Raw genomic sequence first — 18,144 nt, forward strand, 5'->3', positions numbered from 1 at the left:
TCCTACCTAACCTTAACTCTTCATACCCAAATTCAACGTAGCAATGACCAATTTTTACCTTTATATGCGTTTATCACGCCACTCATCGGCCACCGCAATACGTAGCATTCTGCTGTGTTTTTTGCTGCTCCTGGTCGGGCTAACGGCTCAGGCTCAGCGAACCTGGACGGGCAATACCAGTACTGATTGGAACACGGCTGGCAACTGGAATCCCACTAGCTTACCCACCGCCAACGACGATGTGACGATACCATCAGCCCCGGCCAGACAGCCTATTCTCAGTACGGCGGGTGCTGTTGCTAAATCGGTGGTGGTCAACAGTGGGGCTTCGCTGAGCATTACCAGTGGAGGAACGCTGACGATCAATGGTGCTACGAACGATGGGCTGAATAATAGTGGTACGGTTCGACAGGCCGGTACGTTGATTATCGGTAGTTCAGGTGCTACGTTGGGCGGTTTTGGTATCCTCAACGCAGGTACGTTCACGAATGAGGCCAGTAGCGGAATTATTCAGATTAACAGGGCTACGGCTGGCATTGGTAATGCTTCTTCCTTTACCAACGCGGGGGAAATTCGGATGGGAACCGCAGTGCCCCTTACCCAGCAGGGTATCCGAAACCGGACGCAGCTCGCAGGCATCACCGCTGTATTTACCAATGCGACAGGGGGTATCATTCAGGTGGAGCAATCGGGCGTGAATAGTATCCAGAATGATGTGAATTCGAGCTTTATCAACTCGGCAACCATCACCATGGGTGCATCGACGACGAGCGGGAATGCGGGTGTTTTTAATTCGGGTACATTCACAAATAATGCCGGTGGTGAAATTAGTGTGGATCGCTCCAGTACGCTCGGTATATCCAATGTTGCCAGTGCAACGATGACCAATTCGGGAAAGCTCGTAGTAGGCAACACGGCATCGGCTGGTACGAATGGGATCGAAACGCAGGGAACATTCACCAATACGGCAGGGGGCGACATTCGGGTCGACCGGGGTAGCTCCGGAATCGTGCTGAGTGGGACGGCCACCGTAACCAACTCGGGTACGATTGTTATTGGGGCTGTTGCAGGGTTAGCTTCATCGGGCATCGGTGTTCTGGGGTCGGGTCGTTTTATCAACAATGCAGGGGGCGCCATTCGGATCGACCGAACCAGCACGGGCATGTCAACAGAAACTACCTCCTCCACGATGATCAATTCAGGTTCGGTTGTCATTGGCGCCATGGCCGGAAACGGGACTACTGTCGCCGGTTATTTCAACAATTGCCTTCGCAATAAGGGAACCCTGGCCAATACCGCAACGGGTGTGCTTAGTCTGGATCGGGGCGCTTTCTACGGAATTTTACACGAAACAGGTGTATTCCAGAATACGGGCCAAATCAAGATTGGCTCCATTGCCCCCCTCCCTGCCAGTTTGAATGGGCAAACAGCTCCGGTGGGAATTAGCAATTTGGCGCCGTTTAGCAATTCGGCCGGGGGCGATATCCGTATTGACGGGGGAAGTACGGGTATTCGAAACTTTAATTCATTGACCAATACGGCTCAGATCACGCTGGGCGGAACGACGACCCTAACGACCGGCATCGACAATTCGAAAGCTACGAGTCTAACTAATATAAATGGTCAGTTTTTTAATGATGCGGGCGGGATCATTCGCATTGATCAGGTACTGACTGGCTTGTCAAACAATGGCGGTCTGTTCAGCAACTCAGCTACCCTTATCATTGGCGCTACGCCAACGGTCCGTACCTATTGCATTCTAAACTTTACCGGCGGATCGTTTACGAATGCCGTAACGGGGCTCGTTGATCTCCATATTTCCGGGACTGCTACCGATGCGCTTGCTAATGCGCATTCGTCAACGTTGATGACTACGTTTGCCAACAGTGGAACCTTAGTCATTGGCCGTGCGGTATCAACCACGTATTCAGTTGGCATCAATAATGAAGCATCGTTTACCAATACCGCTACGGGCTTGATTCGGGTTGATGGGACCAACTTTGGTATTTATAATGGTATTCCGATAAGCTCCAGTGCGGTCTTTGCCAATAACGGAACCATCCGGCTTGCCTTTCAGGAAACGACTGGGCAGCCAGGTAGTGGCATCTGGAATCTGGATAAATTCAGGAATCAGTCGGGCGGCAAAATCTACATAGATGGCTACCTCGGCCCTGGGCTTCTGAACAGTATAAAGGGCGAACCGCTGGCGACCAGAACAACCGGAACCGCCAATTTTCAGAATGTGGGACTGATTCAGATCGGGGCCAGTGTCCAGAATGGTTTGGCGGGCATTCTCAACAACCAGCAATTCAGTAACAATGCCGGTGGACTGATCCAGATTGATCGGACGGGGCAGCAGGGGATTAGCAATGCCAATAGTGGTACGTTGACGGCCAGCTTTACCAACAATGCCACAATTTCTATCGGTACGTCGGCCAGCATTGGAACGGATGGCCTTTTCAATACGGGTACGTTCGCCAATAGTTCCTGTGCTATGTTGACGGTGTTCGATAATCTGAATAATGGGAGTACGTTCACTAATTCGGGCCTGTTTACGCTCAGAACCGCGCAACCCCACAGCAATACAGGCACACTGACGAACAACGGGATTCTGGAATATCCGCTAGGTAATCCCATTCCCAACGTTACAAATAACAGACTGATTGCCGCGCCTGTCAGCAGTTGTAGTCCATCCTTCATCCCGGCTCTTCAACTGGGTGGTAGCAGCAATCAGCTTACCGTGAATACTACGTGGTATTCAGATCAGGCGTTGACCCAGCCAGCGGGGACTTACAACCAGAGCACCAATACGTTCGCACCCATCAATAGGACGCCGGGCAGCAGTCAGGTGGTTTATTTTTCGGTGTTGGACAACGCCAGCGGTTGCAGCAAAACGGTTTCATTGTCGGTAACGCTAAATGCTACGTTGCTGACGATCAATATTGCGGCTAATCCATCATTAAGCATTGCTCCGAGCCAAAGCACTACGTTGACAGCCAGTGGAGCCACTACGTATCAGTGGAGTACGGGAGCCAATACGTCGACTATTTCGGTAAACACCGCCGGAACGTATTCGGTAACGGGTACCACCGGAGGCTGTTCTTCCGTGACCAGCGTAGTGGTAAGCGTTACTTGTACACCCGTGTACGTAACACAGACTGGAGCGGGTTCGCAGAATGGCAGTAGCTGGAGTAATGCCTATGCCGGAACATCGCTACAAACCGCTATTAACCAAGCGGCTACTTGTGCTGGCTTAGGATCGGTTTGGGTAGCCGCTGGTACGTATAAACCAACCACCACGAACGACCGCGACGCTACGTTTACAATGCGCCCCAACGTAGCCATCTATGGCGGCTTTGTCGGCAACGAAACTGCACTGAGCCAACGTCCTGCTATCAGCGTCACCGTTCCATCCAGCACGACGCTCAGCGCTGATATTGCCAACAATACCAACGTCAGTGCCTACAACCTGTTTCGCAACGGCAACAACCTGACCAACACGGCTGTTCTCGATGGCTTTGTATTAGCTTTTGCCCTCGCTAATAACACGGGTGCTCAGGTGGGAAAAGCTGTTGGCGGAGTCATGTACAATGAAGCAGTTGGAGGATTCTGTAGCCCAACCATCCGCAACTGTTGGTTTATGAACAACTACGCCTTAAGCGGTGGGGGTGCTCTCTACAATTATGCCACCAACGGGGGCGATGCCAGTCCGATTATCGAGAATTGTCGATTTCAGAACAATATCGTGCAAAATGGCAGCGGTGGAGCCATCTTTAATCGCGCCCAGAGTGCCAACGGTCAGCTTAACTACACCACCAAATCCAGTCCAAAAATCCTGAATTGCCTGTTCATTGATAACGTAGCGTTGAGCGGAAATGCTAATTCCGATGGTGGTGGAGCCATCCACAACTATGCCTACGGCGGCACGGCCAGCCCGGTCATTACGGGTAGTTCGTTTCAGAACAACTCAGCAACCATCCGGGGTGGGGCTATCTGCACCAATGGTAGCGACGACGGTGCAGGAAGTTACATCGGTACGGCTAAACCGCTTTTGATCAACTGTTCGTTTCAGAGCAACTCGGCTCCCGCTGGGCAGGGATCGGTCATCGCCAACATTCACGTCAATAGTGCCACCAGCACCAATGCGACGGCTACGTTGGTGAACTGTATCGTCTTCAACAACAATGGCTCTGTGCCTTTTTTCAATGCGTCGGGGGCTACCGTTAATCTGTCGTACAGTTTGTTTGAGCCGGGCGTTGACAGCCAATCGGGCAATACCACTGGCGCAGGTACTATTTCAACCAACGTATCACCCTTCGCCAGCACAACCGGTACGCAACTGGCTACGGGTTCGGCCGCTATCAACGCAGGTGACCCAGCCTCAACTACCGCTACGTTAGGTACGAGTGTCGATCTGGCGGGCAACCCCCGAATTACCGGCGGCCGGGTCGATATGGGCGCTTATGAGTTTAGTTGTACGGGCCCGATTCTGACATTGAAAGCGGGAAATTGGGACGATCCGACGGTTTGGTCATGTAACGTAGTGCCCATTAGTACGGACGTAGTGCAGCTTAACCACGTAGTGAGTTTACCCACCAGCTACGTAGCACAGATCAAAACGCTACGGTACAGCGCAGGTGGAAAACTAACGTATCAAACCGGGGCTAAGGTGAGGCTGGGATTTTGAGTGACCACAGCGAAGTTGTAGGGTTATACAGTTGTAGAGTTGGCTGATGCATCAAGAACTTTACAACCATAAAACCTTATAACTTCTCTGTAGCTAAATCCTTTTTCGCCGAAAACACATGGTCTGACACAATAGACGAAGTTTTGGCACAATACACGAAGTTTTTGACACAATAACAGAAGCCTTTTGGTGCGTGAATACCCAACTTGTCCCCACCAAAACACCACCGTGCAACTGCTATGGCCACCCCTTTCCGAACTGCTACGTTCCGCTTCTTTCCACACTATTATCGTTACGCTCTACATGGACTCTGGCTGGTTATTTCCGGACTGTTGTGGGGTTGCAACTTCAGCCAGTCTACCGATATGGAGCAGGCTCAGGCGGGCGGTTGAAACTCTCTGCGCCAAAACGATACGTTACCGAAGCCGTGCCACTCAATTTGCGGAAGTTGAAAAGCCAACAGCGCAGTTTCTGAACCGCTACCGATCTGCCCTGAATGTTGACGAGACAGGTCCGCTCGAAATTCGGCAGTTGTACTCGGCCGGAGAGTATCATGTCATTGTCGAAGGACTGACACGCGGGCATCCGTCCAATGCTACGTTGCCGTCTGCCTTATTTATATCATTGAAGACCAGCACATCACCCGACTTTACGCCTACCAGACTCCTCCTACCCTTGATTAAACTTTCTATATGCAACTCGTTACGTTCCGTTTCTACTCCATCCTACCAGAACCGCTTCACTATGTTCGGTTGGTAATCAGCCTGTGTATGATTGGCTTTTTTACCCAATCGACACGGGCGCAAACCGTCCGCTACGTTAGAACGACGGGCACCAATTCCAGTCCGGCGACGGCCACCAGTTGGGCAACCAGTACCAGCGATTTGCAGGGAGCCATCAACGCCAGCGCATCCGGCGATCAGGTGTGGGTAGCGGCTGGTACGTATAAACCCGGCGGGAATGCCAACACCGACCGGGGAATCAGTTTTACCCTGAAAAATGACGTAGCGATTTACGGCAACTTCATGGGTACGGAGACTGCGCTGAGTGGCCGAACGCTAACCAATCCCTTAAACACCATCCTGAGTGGCGACATTGGCACGGTAGGTGATAACAGCGACAATAGTAACCGAATCATTGTAAACGACGGCAACAATCTGACAACCAGTGCTATTCTCGACGGATTTATGATCAGCGACGCCAATGGTGGAGTATTTGGTGCCGGGATGTACAACAAGAACAGCAGTCCTACCATTCGAAATTGTTTGTTTCAGAACAACGTGGCATCAGCGTGGGGCGGAGCCATGACGAACTGGGCTGATGGTGGTGGTAATGCCGCCAGTCCGGTACTCATTAACTGTTCGTTTCTGAACAACTCTGCCCAGATTGGCGGGGCGATCTATATCTATGGAATCAACTCTGGCAGTTCCAGCCCGCAACTGACCAACTGTTCGTTTCAGGGCAACACAGCCACCACCGGCGCGAGCGCTATAGGTGTTACCACGAACCAAGGTATTGCCAGTCCACAAGCCACGAACTGCATTATTCTGGGATCAATTTCGATGTCGTTCAGTGGCGCACAACCGACATTCGCTACCACCAACTGCCTTATACAACCGGGAGCAGTATCGGGCGGGGCAGCCGGTAATTTCAGCCAGACCAATAACATCAGCTCGTCTGTTTCGCCGTTTGTCAGTACCAACACCACCCAAATCAACGATTGCTCGCAGGTGATCAATGCCGGTCTGAACACCGCGCCGGGCCTGAGTGGTATCACAACCGATATGGGCGGCAATCCGCGTGTTTTCCCTGTTTCAGGCGGCACGGTCGATATAGGAGCGTATGAATATGCAGCAGTGGCCAACCCCCGCGCCCCAGCGGAGATAACGGTGCAACCCACATCCGTCTCGTATGCCTGTGCAGGCACAACGGTCACGGCACGAGTACAGGCCAGAGGTACATCGCTTAGCTATCAATGGTACAAAACAGGACCGGGCGGAGTGGGCTCGGCCACAGCAGTAAGCGGAGCTACCAGCGCCACCCTCACGCTCAACAACATACAATTGTCTGACGCGGGCAGCTATTCGGTGGCAATAACAGGTTGCACCAGTGTTACCAGTACGGCCTTTGCACTGGTCGTAAACCCACCGTTGTTTGTGACACCCAGCGGAGCCGGACTACAAAACGGAACAAACTGGGCCAACGCCTATCCCGGTTCTCAGTTGCAAACTGCCATTAACGCAGCTGCGTCGAGTTGTGGCAAGCAGGTGTGGGTAGCGTCCGGTACGTATAAGCCAACTACCACCAACGACCGTTCGATTGCCTTTACAATGCAACCGGGTGTGGCCATCTACGGCGGATTTGTGGGTAACGAAACTACGCTGAGCCAGCGACCCGCCATCAGCACTAGTGTGCCGCCCAGCACCACGCTCAGCGCCGATATTGCCAACAATATCAATGTTAGTTCCTACAACCTGTTTCGCAATGGCAACAACCTGACCAGCACCGCCGTTCTCGATGGCTTTGTGCTGGCCTATGCCCTCGCCAACAACACCGGCTCTCAACAGGGAACAGCGTTGGGCGGGGCCATGTACAATCAAGCATCGGGCGGGACCTGTAACCCAACCATCCGCAACTGCTGGTTTATGAACAACATCTCCTTGGGCGGGGGGGGCGCTATCATGAATTATGCCTCGAGCGGGGGCGATACCAGTCCGACCATCGAAAATTGCCGGTTTCAGAACAACTCTGTGCAGCAGGGCAGCGGAGGTGCTATTCATAACCGAGCGCAGAGCGCTTCCAATTCGCTGAACTATGCCACCAAATCAAGCCCTAAAATCCTGAACTGCCTCTTTATTAACAACTCCTGTTCGGGTGGCAATGCCAGTTATGATGGTGGTGGGGCCATCCATAACTATGCCTATGGTGGCACGGCCAGCCCGACCATTACGGGTAGCGCCTTCCAAAACAATTCAGCCAGTATCCAGGGCGGGGCTATCTGTACCAATGGCAGTGACGATGGTGCAGGCAGTTTCATCGGTACGGCCAAGCCGGTCTTTACCAACTGTTCGTTTCAGGGTAATTCGGCACCTCAGGGGCAAGGACCGGTCATTGCCAACATCCACTATAACAACAATGGCCTGAGTACCAATGCGAATGCTACGTTGCTTAACTGCATCGTGTTCAACAATGGTACGGTGCCGTTCGTCAATGCGTCGGGGGCTATGGTCAGTTTTTCGTATAGTTTGTACGAAACGGCGGTTGACGGGCAGAATGGCGTCAACACCACCGGCGCGGGTAATATTGCGACGAACGTATCACCTTTTGCTAATACCACCAGCACCGTACTTTCTACGTGTTCGCAGGCGATCAACGTCGGCCAGAATTCGGCAGCTAACTTAACGGGCGTTACTACCGACGTAGCAGGCAATGTCCGTATTTCGGGCGGAACGGTGGATATGGGGGCCTACGAATCTACCCTGACGCTCAACGCCGGAACCATTGCCGGACCACCGATTATCCCCTATCCGCAGGAATCGCCTAACAGTTTCACCAACGTGACGGCAGCCACCGGTGCGGTTGGCGAAACCGTTCAGCTTCGCTGGCAGCTAAGTGACGATAACGGCGCCAACTGGGCCGATTTGGCCAGTTCCAACGTCCAGAGCATTCCGTTTCCGGCGGGTCTCACCACCGATGGCAATCCAAACAAAACGTATCAGTTTCGGCGGCTCGTGACCAACACCTGTAGTTTCAGCGCGATCTCGAACGTAGCATCGGTGAAAATGATACGTTCCAATGGCGTATTCAACGGGCAGGTGGTCAGCAGCGATGGCGTTACACCCGTCGCCAGCGTCACGATCACGGTGGTACGTAACACGACCGGACTGGCGGGTAGCCCCGGTAGCTGGACCTACACCGGTGTAACCGCGACCGATGGTACGTATACCATTGGGCAGGTGTACTACGGCGTTCCTGCCGGTACAGTACCCACTTCGCTCACGGCGGCTACGTTCACCGTGACGCCCCGCTACACCGACCCGGCTTCGCTCACGCTGGTGCATACGTTCACCCCTACATCGTCCACGTACACCATGAACGAGACGAACACGCCGAAATCGTTCAATTTTACCGATAACACGACGTTTGGCATTTCGGGGCAAACCCGCCAGACCTGCCCGGATTGTATCACCGGATTTTCGGGGCAAACGCCGATAACGGGCAACGTTACGTGCCCCGTCGATGGCGTTTCGATACGAACATATCGGAATGGCACGCAAATCAACCTGACTACCAGCAACTTTATCGGTACACCAACTCCTGGGGATTATGGTCGATATGCGGTGGCGGTCAATAACCCTGGTTCGTATTCGCTCACATCCTCAATGGCCAATCTGGTGTTTGTGCCCGGCGGTCAGATGGTGAACGTAGTGAGCGATGTGTATAACGTCAATTTCGATAGCCCAACCTCGCAAACCATCACCGGGCGCGTGGCAGCGGGTTGTAACGAAGCCATCGGTTCTGCGGTGCTCGAGTTCACCGATATTCTGAAAGATGGGTCGAACAATCCTCGTCCGTCCTGTTTTCGGAAACAGGTTACTACGTCGCCCACCGGCTTTTATTCGATTGCCCTGCCACCGCGTAAGTACAAAGTCACCGTCATCAGTTTCACGCCGAGCGGTTCGGTGAGCAGCCCCGATTTTCTCGATTTTATCAACAACCAGTACCCCGCCGATTCGCTCATTCGCGATTTAACGTCTACGACGGCGGTTACTACGTTGAACCTAACGTATCAGCGGGCACCAACACTAAACGTTGCGGGTCTGGTGTCTCCGCCTAATTGCGGTACGTCGGCGGGGTATTCGCTCATGCAGCAGGCCAACCCAACCTCACTAACCGTCACAGCGTATCAGGGACCAGTTGCCTTAGGTTGCCCGGTTATCAGTGGCACCGTGCTGGTGTCGACCAATACGCAGGTGAGTTCGGGCGAAAACTTCACGTCGGTGGTAAACGCTACGTCGGCGGGAAGCCAAAGTTTGACGATTGTGCCGGGCACACCCAACGTAGCAGCCCCCTACTATCGCTTCCTGAATGTACAGTTCAGTGATCCATTTGGTCGGTCGGCTACGCCCCTCAACCGCAACGTAGTGGTGACGGGTGTGCAGGCGGGTACTGCTACGTTCACCACCGTATCCCCCCAGATTCCGTTTTTAGTCCTCCACGATCCTCCGGGCGATCAAAGCTATAGTTACTGGTCGCAAAACACGAAGCTGGAAAACGCCATGCGCTTTTCGTATGACCTAGGATTGGCGCAAAAGTCGTGGTTCGAAGCCAAAGTGGGCGTCAAGTTTGCGGCTGGCCTGTTCGTATCGACCGAAACGAGCATTTTTGGCACCATTGGCGGCAACATCACCACCAGTGGGCGCGTAGCCAATGCCAGCGAAACCATTCTGACCAACACCACCAACCAATACATTGCCACCAAGGCCGATAAAAGTGTGGTTGGGCCCGATGCCGACGTATTTATTGGGGCCGCGCTGAACCTGTACTACGCCGTGTCGACTGTGATCAGTTATGACCCTGCCAGTTGCTCAGTCAGCTCGGCGCAGCGGTTGATGGTGGCCAACAAAGGCGTATCGACCCAGTTTTATTACAGTGCCTACGAAATCAAAAACTCGGTCATTCCCGAACTGGCATTCCTGCGCGATGCCTCGCCCGCTGATTCGACCAAACGGCGTTATCAGAACCAGATTAACGTCTGGCAGCAGACACTGGACAACAATACCCGAAATCGACAGGTTGCGCCGTTCGTGACCAATAAAACGTTCGATGGGGTGGTCGGTGCTGTCGATGAGTCCATCACAAAATCCGTTTCCAAATCCAACACCATCGAATTTGGGCTCACCCTCGAAACGGAATTTGCGACTTCGCTGGGCTTCGAAATTGCGGGCAATGGCGTGAGTGGCGGTACGTCCATCAATTTCAAAACCGAAATTGGATCGAGTTCCACCAATACCAATACCGTTGAAACAACGACGGGTTTCCACCTGGCCGACAGTAACCCCGGCGACCGGATTTCGGTCGATATAAAAACGGACCCGGTTTACAGCACCCCCGTTTTCGAGCTGCTGGGCGGCAAATCGAGCTGCCCACCCGAAGAGGGGGCGCTGGCCCGCGACCGCTTTGAGCTGACGGCACCGGTTACCGTTGTTCGGGACGTAGCACCGGGTGGGCAGGCCCAGTTCACGCTCAACATGAGCAATGTCAGCCAGGTCGTAACGGATGGGTCTCGGAAAGTGTATCTGAAGCTGGTGGATGGCACGAATATCGACGGGGCCAATATTGAAGTTGATGGCAGCCCCTACACGGGCACGCCCCGGGGGCCTTTTACCGTCAATCGGTTGAGCCAGCTTTCGGTGATTGTGCGAGTGGGCAAAAGTGCAGCCTCGAACGTGTATGCCTACGAAGGCTTGCAGTTTCAGGTCGTCGATGACTGTGGCGGAACGCCGGGCAGTGGCGATGCGCTCGGAACGGTAACGCTGTCGGCTTATTTCCAGAGTTCGTGTAGTTCGGTATCGCTTACCACGCCCGGCTCAAACTGGGTGAGTACGCTGGCCGATAACAACCAGTTGCCGGTGCTGATTGGTGGGTACACGCTCGCCAACCTGAGCAACGTAACGCTGCAATACCGACTTCAGGGCGGCAGCAGTTGGCTGGATGCGTTAACCCTGAATCAGGGCCAGCTTAGTAACAGTCCGAACGGTACGCAAACCAACTGGAACACATCGGGCCTTACCGACGGTGCGTATACCATCCGACTGAAACTCAACTGCCCACTGGCGGGTGGCGCCACCGGCACGGTTTACTCGCAACAGGTAAATGGCCTTATCGACCGAACCCGACCGGTGCCGTTTGGCAACACGCTGCCTACCAGCGATACCTACGTAACGGGCAGCACCATCGGCATTACGTATAATGAAGCACTGAACTGTTCTAGCATTACGGCCGGCAATCTGGTTGCCAAACGGGTTTCGAATGGACAGGTGGTTCCGATGTCGGTGGGTTGTTATCAGAATCAGGTGGTGGCGGTGCCGCTGAGTAGTTTGACCTCCTTCACCGGCGACATCATTAGCCTGATGCTCACAGGCGTATCGGACCTCTACGGCAACCCACGACTAACGACTGATTCGTGGTCGTTCCGGGTGGGCAGTACGACAGCCGCCACGGGCAACGATGCGCTGTCGATGGCCATTACAGGAAGCCCGATTTCCGAAAGTTCGACGGGTTCCATGATCGTTACGTTCAACTTACCCGCGCCCGTGTCCAGCACGATGGTGAATAGCGGTATACTGGTGACGTTTAACGTAGCGGGTACGGCCCAGTTTGGGGTCGATTACACGGTTTCTTACGCCAATCCATCGGCTCAACCTGTATCGGCGACGGTCAATGGTACGACCGGTAAAATCCTGATTCCAAGCGGAAGCAGTTCGGCTACATTGCTCATCAAACCGATAAACGAGACGCTTTTCGAACCCGACGAAACCATTATTCTCAGTTTGCTCAGCGGGGGTGATTACCAGATTGGCGCGACCTCGTCGGTAACGGCGGTTATTCTCAACGACGACGCTACGTGTCTGGACGCCAACGGTGCCGTCACTACGTTGAAAACGGGCAACTGGAGCGACGTAACGGTATGGTCGTGTGGCGTGGTGCCGAACAGCACAACGATTGTCAAGCTCAACCACGCTGTTACGTTGACGACCAACTACGTAGCAGAGGTCAAAACGCTACGTTACGGGGCAGGTGGTAAGATAACATATCAGACGGGGGCCAAGGTGAAGCTGGGTTTCTGATACGCCGACCAATTTAGAATAGAGAGCGTAGCAAATTCCAGTCTGGAATTCGCTACGCTCTCTATTTAGTTTATAGCACCATATCAGTCCATTACCCGGCCCTACACCGATTATCATCCATTGACTTATGAAGGGTGTTTCTAAAGGACATTCGTGAAAACTATGTTCTGACTATCCACAATATAATTTCTCCAAATCCCCTTTTATTCTGATATTTAGAAATTAATCTATATAAATACTTATAGTATATAATATATTAATTATGACATATTAAGTATTTGCATAGTTGCCACTTTCTGTAACTTTTTTCTTTTGTCAAAAAACTCGATTTACATGAAATCACTTTTACAGATCACGCATAAATACATCACAGAAAAGTTTTTTCAGTCAGCTACCGGGCAAACTGCTTTACTCTGTTTCGGCCTGTTAAGCCTTAACTCTGTGCAGTTACAAGCCCAGAATAACATGGGTATTGGCACGGCAAATCCTGACGCATCCGCAATTCTCGACGTTTCGGCTACCAATAAAGGTGTGCTTGTACCCCGCATGCTCGACACTGATCGGGCAACTATTCCAAATCCGGCTACGGGATTAATTGTCTATCAGACGAATGGAACGGCTGGATTTTACTATAACGCAGGCACACCGGCGATTCCAAGCTGGATAAAATTGTCTAGTGGGGTTGTAGCTGTTGCTGATGGGGGTACGGGCGCCAATACGGCAGCGGGTGCCCGAACAAATCTGGGTTTGGGAACATTGGCAACATTGAACACCGTATCGAGCACCGAAATAGCCGATGGAACGATTGTAAATGCTGATATCAGCAATTCGGCAGCCATTGCCGGCTCTAAAATATCGGGCGACATTACAGGCAACGCGGCCAACGTAACGGGAACGGTTGCCATAACCAAAGGAGGAACCGGACAAACGACCGCCAATGCCGCGCTGAATGCTTTGCTGCCTTCACAAGCCTCAAATAGCGGCAAAATTCTGCAAACAAATGGAACAAATTCGTCATGGATTACGCCAAATACAGGCATTGGTCAGGTTTACGCCATAACCTCAGCAAACCCTGAAACGCAAATCATTGAGCAAAGGCCTATTATGTATATTAGTAGCAGCTCTCCCTCTCCAACGTTCATTATGCCTGCGGCTGGCACGTGTGACGTTATCTATCTGCAGGATGTAACAGACACACCAGGGGGTATATCTGCCTGTAAAGCAGAGCTATATAAAAACGGCGCTGCAACAGGATTGTCTGTTACAGTGACGTCAGGAGCGGTAACGGGTTCTAAAGTAACAGGTTCGGCAACGGGTTCTGTTGCTTATGTGGCGGGCGACGTACTAACGTTTGCCGTATCGAGTACCAACCCAACCCCGTTCATCCGGATGAACATTTCGATGCGCTGCAGGTAAACGCTTTGTTTGCTAGTAGGACGATAAAGAAATGGTCTAAAAATGCCCTGAAACGTTGTGTATTTGTTTCAGGGTGCAAACTAAACACAGGATGAAATCGCTCAAGATATTTCTCGTCTTGTTGCTTCTGCCGGGCTTCCTGCAGGCACAAGTAGTTACCATACAAGGCATTACTACCAAGATCAATTCGGGCTTGCAGGTCAATATCAATGGTGATGTAAGTAATGCCACAAGCAGTACCCTTCACACCGACGGCACACTTATCATTGCCGGAAACCTTAGCAATGCGGGTATCGCCAGTGGATCGGGTACGGTTGCCTATACGGGTAGCCTGACGCAAACGGGGATAGTATCGCCCGGCAATAGCACAACCCTTGGCAAATTGACCGTAACGGGTAATTACAGCAATGGCACGGGTGCATTAAACATCGACCTCGGCGCAGCCACTACCCCAGGAACCGGTTACGATCAATTGGCAGTAAGCGGAACCGCCACGCTCAGTGGTGCGCTCAACATAAGTCTGGTCAATGGTTTTAGCATTTCTCCGGGTCAGTCCTTTACCATTTTAACCGCCAGCAGTATTTCAGGAACATTTGCTACAACCAATTTGCCCAGTGGAGCAACCCTACAATATAACCCTACGAATGTCCAACTGATTACGTGTCTGGATGCCAACGGTGCTGTCACTACGTTGAAAGCGGGCAACTGGAGCGACGTAACGGTGTGGTCGTGTGGCGTAGTACCCAGCAGCACCACGATTGTCAAGCTCAACCACGTAGTGACTTTACCTCCCAGCTACGTAGCACAGATCAAAACGCTACGTTACGGTGTGAGCGGAAAACTAACGTATCAGGCTAATGCTACGTTAAGACTAGGCTTCTGATCAACCGATTCTTTCTTCAGATACTTCATGCTGCGCACTGGCTCAGCTCAAAACGGTGAAAATCATCAAGAGCGAATAGTTTTTGGTACTCGATAAGTACGGTGAGACAAGAATCAAATCTTGTCTCACCGTTTTGTTTAGAGAAGTAATCCAGTTCCAGATTATCATAAATCAGAATGATCGATACGATTCGGGTACTATTGATTAACCTGAATCGTTATTCAGGTTCAGCACAGCCTTTTAAGTGATTGATTTATTGGCAATCACGATCAAAAATCAGATAGTATATACTGGCCTGATTCTTGTCGGTAACCTAGCTGAACGTGTATTGTCTGCGCTTACTTTTAAAATTGCTACGTATGTCGGGGAAAGCTTGCTTTGTTATAATCAGTACGTTGCTAGGCATCACGATCTCCAATGCGCAATCGGTTCCTGTGCTGAAATTCGATGAGCTGGAGCAACGTATCAATCGTTCAAACGATACGTTGTATATTGTTAATTTCTGGGCAACCTGGTGTGCTCCCTGCGTAAAAGAACTTCCTCTTTTTGAGTCGGCTCGGAAGAAATATGCAAATCAGAAAGTGAACGTGCTACTGGTTTCGATGGATGCGAGAAAAACCCTAACAACCAAAGTAGTACCGTTTGTGCAGAAGCGTAAAATTGGCTCTCAGGTCGTACTACTCGACGAACCAGACCTCAATACCTGGATCGATAAACTGGTGCCGGAATGGTCGGGAGCGTTACCGATGACGCTGGTTCTCAACAAACAACGTAACATTCGGCAGTTTATCGGAAAACCAGTAAAAGAAGGCGAACTTGAATCGATTATTAACCAATATAAACACTAATCAACATGAAGAAGGCCCATCTGCTGATTGCTATTGAACTGATGTTTGCGGTGATACTCATGAGTATGAATCCTACATCGACGGGGTACAAAGTGGGTGATGTAGTACAGGATTTTAAACTGAAAAATGTGGATGGGAAAGACGTGTCGCTGGCTAGCCAGAAAGAGGTGAAAGGCTACATTATTGCCTTTACCTGCAATACGTGCCCGGTAGCCAGAGCCTACGAAAGCAGGATTATGGCTCTCAACGAGCAGTTTGCCCCAAAAGGTTTTCCGGTCGTTGCCATTCAGTCGAATGATGCCCAGCGTTCGCCCGGTGATTCGTACATGGCCATGCAGCAACGGGCAAAATCCAAAAACTACGCGTTCCCTTACCTCTACGACGAAAGTCAGGCCGTTGCCAGCGCGTTTGGAGCCAGCAACACGCCCCACATGTTTGTGGTAAAAAAAGAAGGAAATCAGTTTCGCATAGCCTATATCGGTGCTATCGACAATAATCAGTCTGATGCGTCGGCCGCCGATAAGAAATACGTCGAAAATGCAGTGAATGAATTACTAGCCGGTAAAGCTGTTACTACCCCAACAGCACGCGCCATCGGTTGCGGCATCAAATGGAAAAGCGCCTGATCGAATCGATTTGCATCCGCTTTCACAGACGTAGTGGCATTCTCAACACGTATGTCGATCATGCCATTTGAGCGGTATTTCTTTACAAGGCAAAAAGACGAACGTTGTAAAAGAAACTGTTTCAATTTCTAATTTCCTAAGGTCACAGAAAAGCCCGATTGTAAAAACAGTCGGGCTTTTCTGTGACTTACGCAAAGGTGCCTTTACATAGTATTCTTTTTAAAAGACGCTACTACGTAGCAGAAATTTCGCTGGAAAGGCGAGTAGTCCGTCAGCCATTTTTGTCAGATCAGACTATTTCGGGAGAACCTTACCAGCAAGATCGATGGATTTTCAGGAAAACACGCTGAGTCTGCTTTTAAGGTTAACACTTGTTGTTTTTTGACCAATGTTACGATAGGTCAAGTCAATGTTACAATAGTGAAAGCCTACCGCGCCAGATGCCACTAGCTTTGATTCGTTAAAATTCTTCACGTGTTAACTAATTTAATCTTTTATCATTATGCGCTCATTTATCCTTGTTTCAACGCTCTCGACAAGCTTACTGATGGCTATGGGAGCCTGTACGTCTGATAAGGAAATTACTACAAGTCCTGACCCTGTCATCTCTTCAATCTATCAGGAAGCTGATGAGGTAGGTCTGGAATTTACGCCCAATCTTGCCGGAGCACGGGAGGCTGCAGCAACAACAGCCCAGCAACTAGATGTACTCAACAGAATCAATGCGATTCGGGCAAAGACTTGTAAATGTGGAGAGGTTACTTATGCCTCAGCGCCAGCCTTAACGCTGAACACCAAGCTAAACACGGCAGCCGACAAACACGCGGTTGATATGGCTTCCAAAAACTACTTCAGTCATACAGGCAAAGATGGCTCAAACCCCGGAACTCGTATAACTCGCGAAGGCTACGTCTGGACAACTTATGGCGAGAACATTGCTGCGGGTTACGCAACGACAGCTCAGGTAGTAGATGGCTGGCGCGCGTCACCAGGACATTGTGCAAACATAATGAATCGAAACGTCAAGCAGTTAGGTTTTGGCTACGGAAGCAACAACAGCAGTACCTACAAGAAGTATTGGGTAGGCTTGTTTGCCACACCAAGGTAGTGTAGTTGCCTCCAATCTGATTAAAAGCCCCGTGTCATTTATGGTCGGGGCTTATTTTTTGGCACGCTTATATCATTTGGCACGCTTATATCAACTGTATAGAAGTTGCTTATTACGAGCACAATTGAACTCTTTCCAGCCTGAACTAATCATACTAACGGGGCAGATTCATTTCTAATGAGTCGCTTCCAGCCTATTTGTATCAGAATTAAAACAGCAACTACCAGACCTAACGCAACAGTCCCTCCCGCTTTCGGTAGATAGTGCGCAACAGTAGGCAACAGAATAGAGCGCGTCTTGATCACTAAATCGCCCCAAATGAATGAGAATAGAGAGAGTAGGATAATGAATAAAGGGATACCAATTAGCGAAGGTATTGGCTGGCCAGCCATAGCCCGGACAGGATCACTGGTAAACGAATAGTGCCACAAAAACCATAAACAACCAATTAGTATATATCGCTCCCAGGGCTTAAAACCAGCAGTTGCATTTTGCAGATAATGACGCCAGCCAAATTCCTCTCCGAATGAGTAAATAAACTGGCTCACAACCGAGGAGAAAATCGTCGTTTTACTAACCGTATTAATAGTCAGGAAAGGGAGTAACAAAGCTAAAAAGACGATTCCCCATGTTAAGTACGGCTTAACTCCTTTTAGGGAGATAGCATATTGATTAGGGACGTTGAAAAGTCGGTAACAAATCAGACCACTAAACAACGGCCCCCAA

Annotated in this window: 9 protein-coding genes; 8 read left to right on the forward strand and 1 reads right to left on the reverse strand. The window is 51.0% G+C overall.

Features of this window, described 5'->3' with window-relative positions; genetic code table 11:
• The first annotated feature begins 64 nt into the window (after positions 1-64).
• The 8 genes from ACYVD4_RS00075 to ACYVD4_RS00110 all read left to right on the forward strand — a co-directional run bounded on the left by ACYVD4_RS00075 (position 65) and on the right by ACYVD4_RS00110 (position 17,418).
• The gene (locus ACYVD4_RS00075; protein WP_460941510.1) at positions 65-4,687 is read left to right on the forward strand and encodes a beta strand repeat-containing protein; all 4,623 of its coding nucleotides are present in this window, start codon (positions 65-67) and stop codon (positions 4,685-4,687) included.
• 228 nt (positions 4,688-4,915) lie between these two features.
• Positions 4,916-5,446, forward strand: a complete 531-nt coding sequence (locus ACYVD4_RS00080; protein WP_460941512.1) for a hypothetical protein — start codon at positions 4,916-4,918, stop codon at positions 5,444-5,446.
• Complete coding sequence (locus tag ACYVD4_RS00085; RefSeq protein WP_460941514.1) at positions 5,380-12,537, forward strand: choice-of-anchor Q domain-containing protein; 7,158 nt, start codon at positions 5,380-5,382, stop codon at positions 12,535-12,537. Before ACYVD4_RS00080 ends, ACYVD4_RS00085 begins: the two co-directional genes overlap by 67 nt.
• A gap of 333 nt (positions 12,538-12,870) precedes the next feature.
• Positions 12,871-13,953, forward strand: a complete 1,083-nt coding sequence (locus ACYVD4_RS00090; RefSeq protein WP_460941516.1) for a hypothetical protein — start codon at positions 12,871-12,873, stop codon at positions 13,951-13,953.
• A 91-nt stretch (positions 13,954-14,044) separates the two neighbouring features.
• Positions 14,045-14,836, forward strand: coding sequence for a hypothetical protein (locus tag ACYVD4_RS00095; protein WP_460941518.1), 792 nt, complete (start codon positions 14,045-14,047; stop codon positions 14,834-14,836).
• A gap of 359 nt (positions 14,837-15,195) precedes the next feature.
• The gene (locus tag ACYVD4_RS00100; protein WP_460941520.1) at positions 15,196-15,684 is read left to right on the forward strand and encodes a TlpA disulfide reductase family protein; all 489 of its coding nucleotides are present in this window, start codon (positions 15,196-15,198) and stop codon (positions 15,682-15,684) included.
• Positions 15,685-15,689: 5 nt separating this feature from the next.
• The gene (locus ACYVD4_RS00105) at positions 15,690-16,310 is read left to right on the forward strand and encodes a thioredoxin family protein (protein ID WP_460941522.1); all 621 of its coding nucleotides are present in this window, start codon (positions 15,690-15,692) and stop codon (positions 16,308-16,310) included.
• 502 nt (positions 16,311-16,812) lie between these two features.
• Positions 16,813-17,418: a CAP domain-containing protein gene (locus ACYVD4_RS00110; RefSeq protein ID WP_460941524.1), complete on the forward strand. Its 606-nt coding sequence runs from the start codon at positions 16,813-16,815 to the stop codon at positions 17,416-17,418.
• A gap of 149 nt (positions 17,419-17,567) precedes the next feature.
• Here ACYVD4_RS00110 and ACYVD4_RS00115 read toward each other — a convergent pair whose 3' ends face one another.
• Positions 17,568-18,026, reverse strand: a complete 459-nt coding sequence (locus tag ACYVD4_RS00115) for a CPBP family intramembrane glutamic endopeptidase (protein ID WP_460941526.1) — start codon at positions 18,024-18,026, stop codon at positions 17,568-17,570.
• Positions 18,027-18,144 lie beyond the last annotated feature (118 nt).

The sequence above is a fragment of the Spirosoma daeguense genome, assembly GCF_054776875.1.

Excerpts from the sequence above, each read along its gene's own strand:
- ACYVD4_RS00095 (WP_460941518.1), top strand. The coding sequence starts at position 14,045 with ATGAAATCGCTCAAGATATTTCTCGTCTTGTTGCTTCTGCCGGGCTTC.
- ACYVD4_RS00110 (WP_460941524.1), top strand. The coding sequence starts at position 16,813 with ATGCGCTCATTTATCCTTGTTTCAACGCTCTCGACAAGCTTACTGATG.
- ACYVD4_RS00100 (WP_460941520.1), top strand. The coding sequence starts at position 15,196 with ATGTCGGGGAAAGCTTGCTTTGTTATAATCAGTACGTTGCTAGGCATC.
- ACYVD4_RS00085 (WP_460941514.1), top strand. The coding sequence starts at position 5,380 with ATGCAACTCGTTACGTTCCGTTTCTACTCCATCCTACCAGAACCGCTT.
- ACYVD4_RS00075 (WP_460941510.1), top strand. The coding sequence starts at position 65 with ATGCGTTTATCACGCCACTCATCGGCCACCGCAATACGTAGCATTCTG.
- ACYVD4_RS00090 (WP_460941516.1), top strand. The coding sequence starts at position 12,871 with ATGAAATCACTTTTACAGATCACGCATAAATACATCACAGAAAAGTTT.
- ACYVD4_RS00105 (WP_460941522.1), top strand. The coding sequence starts at position 15,690 with ATGAAGAAGGCCCATCTGCTGATTGCTATTGAACTGATGTTTGCGGTG.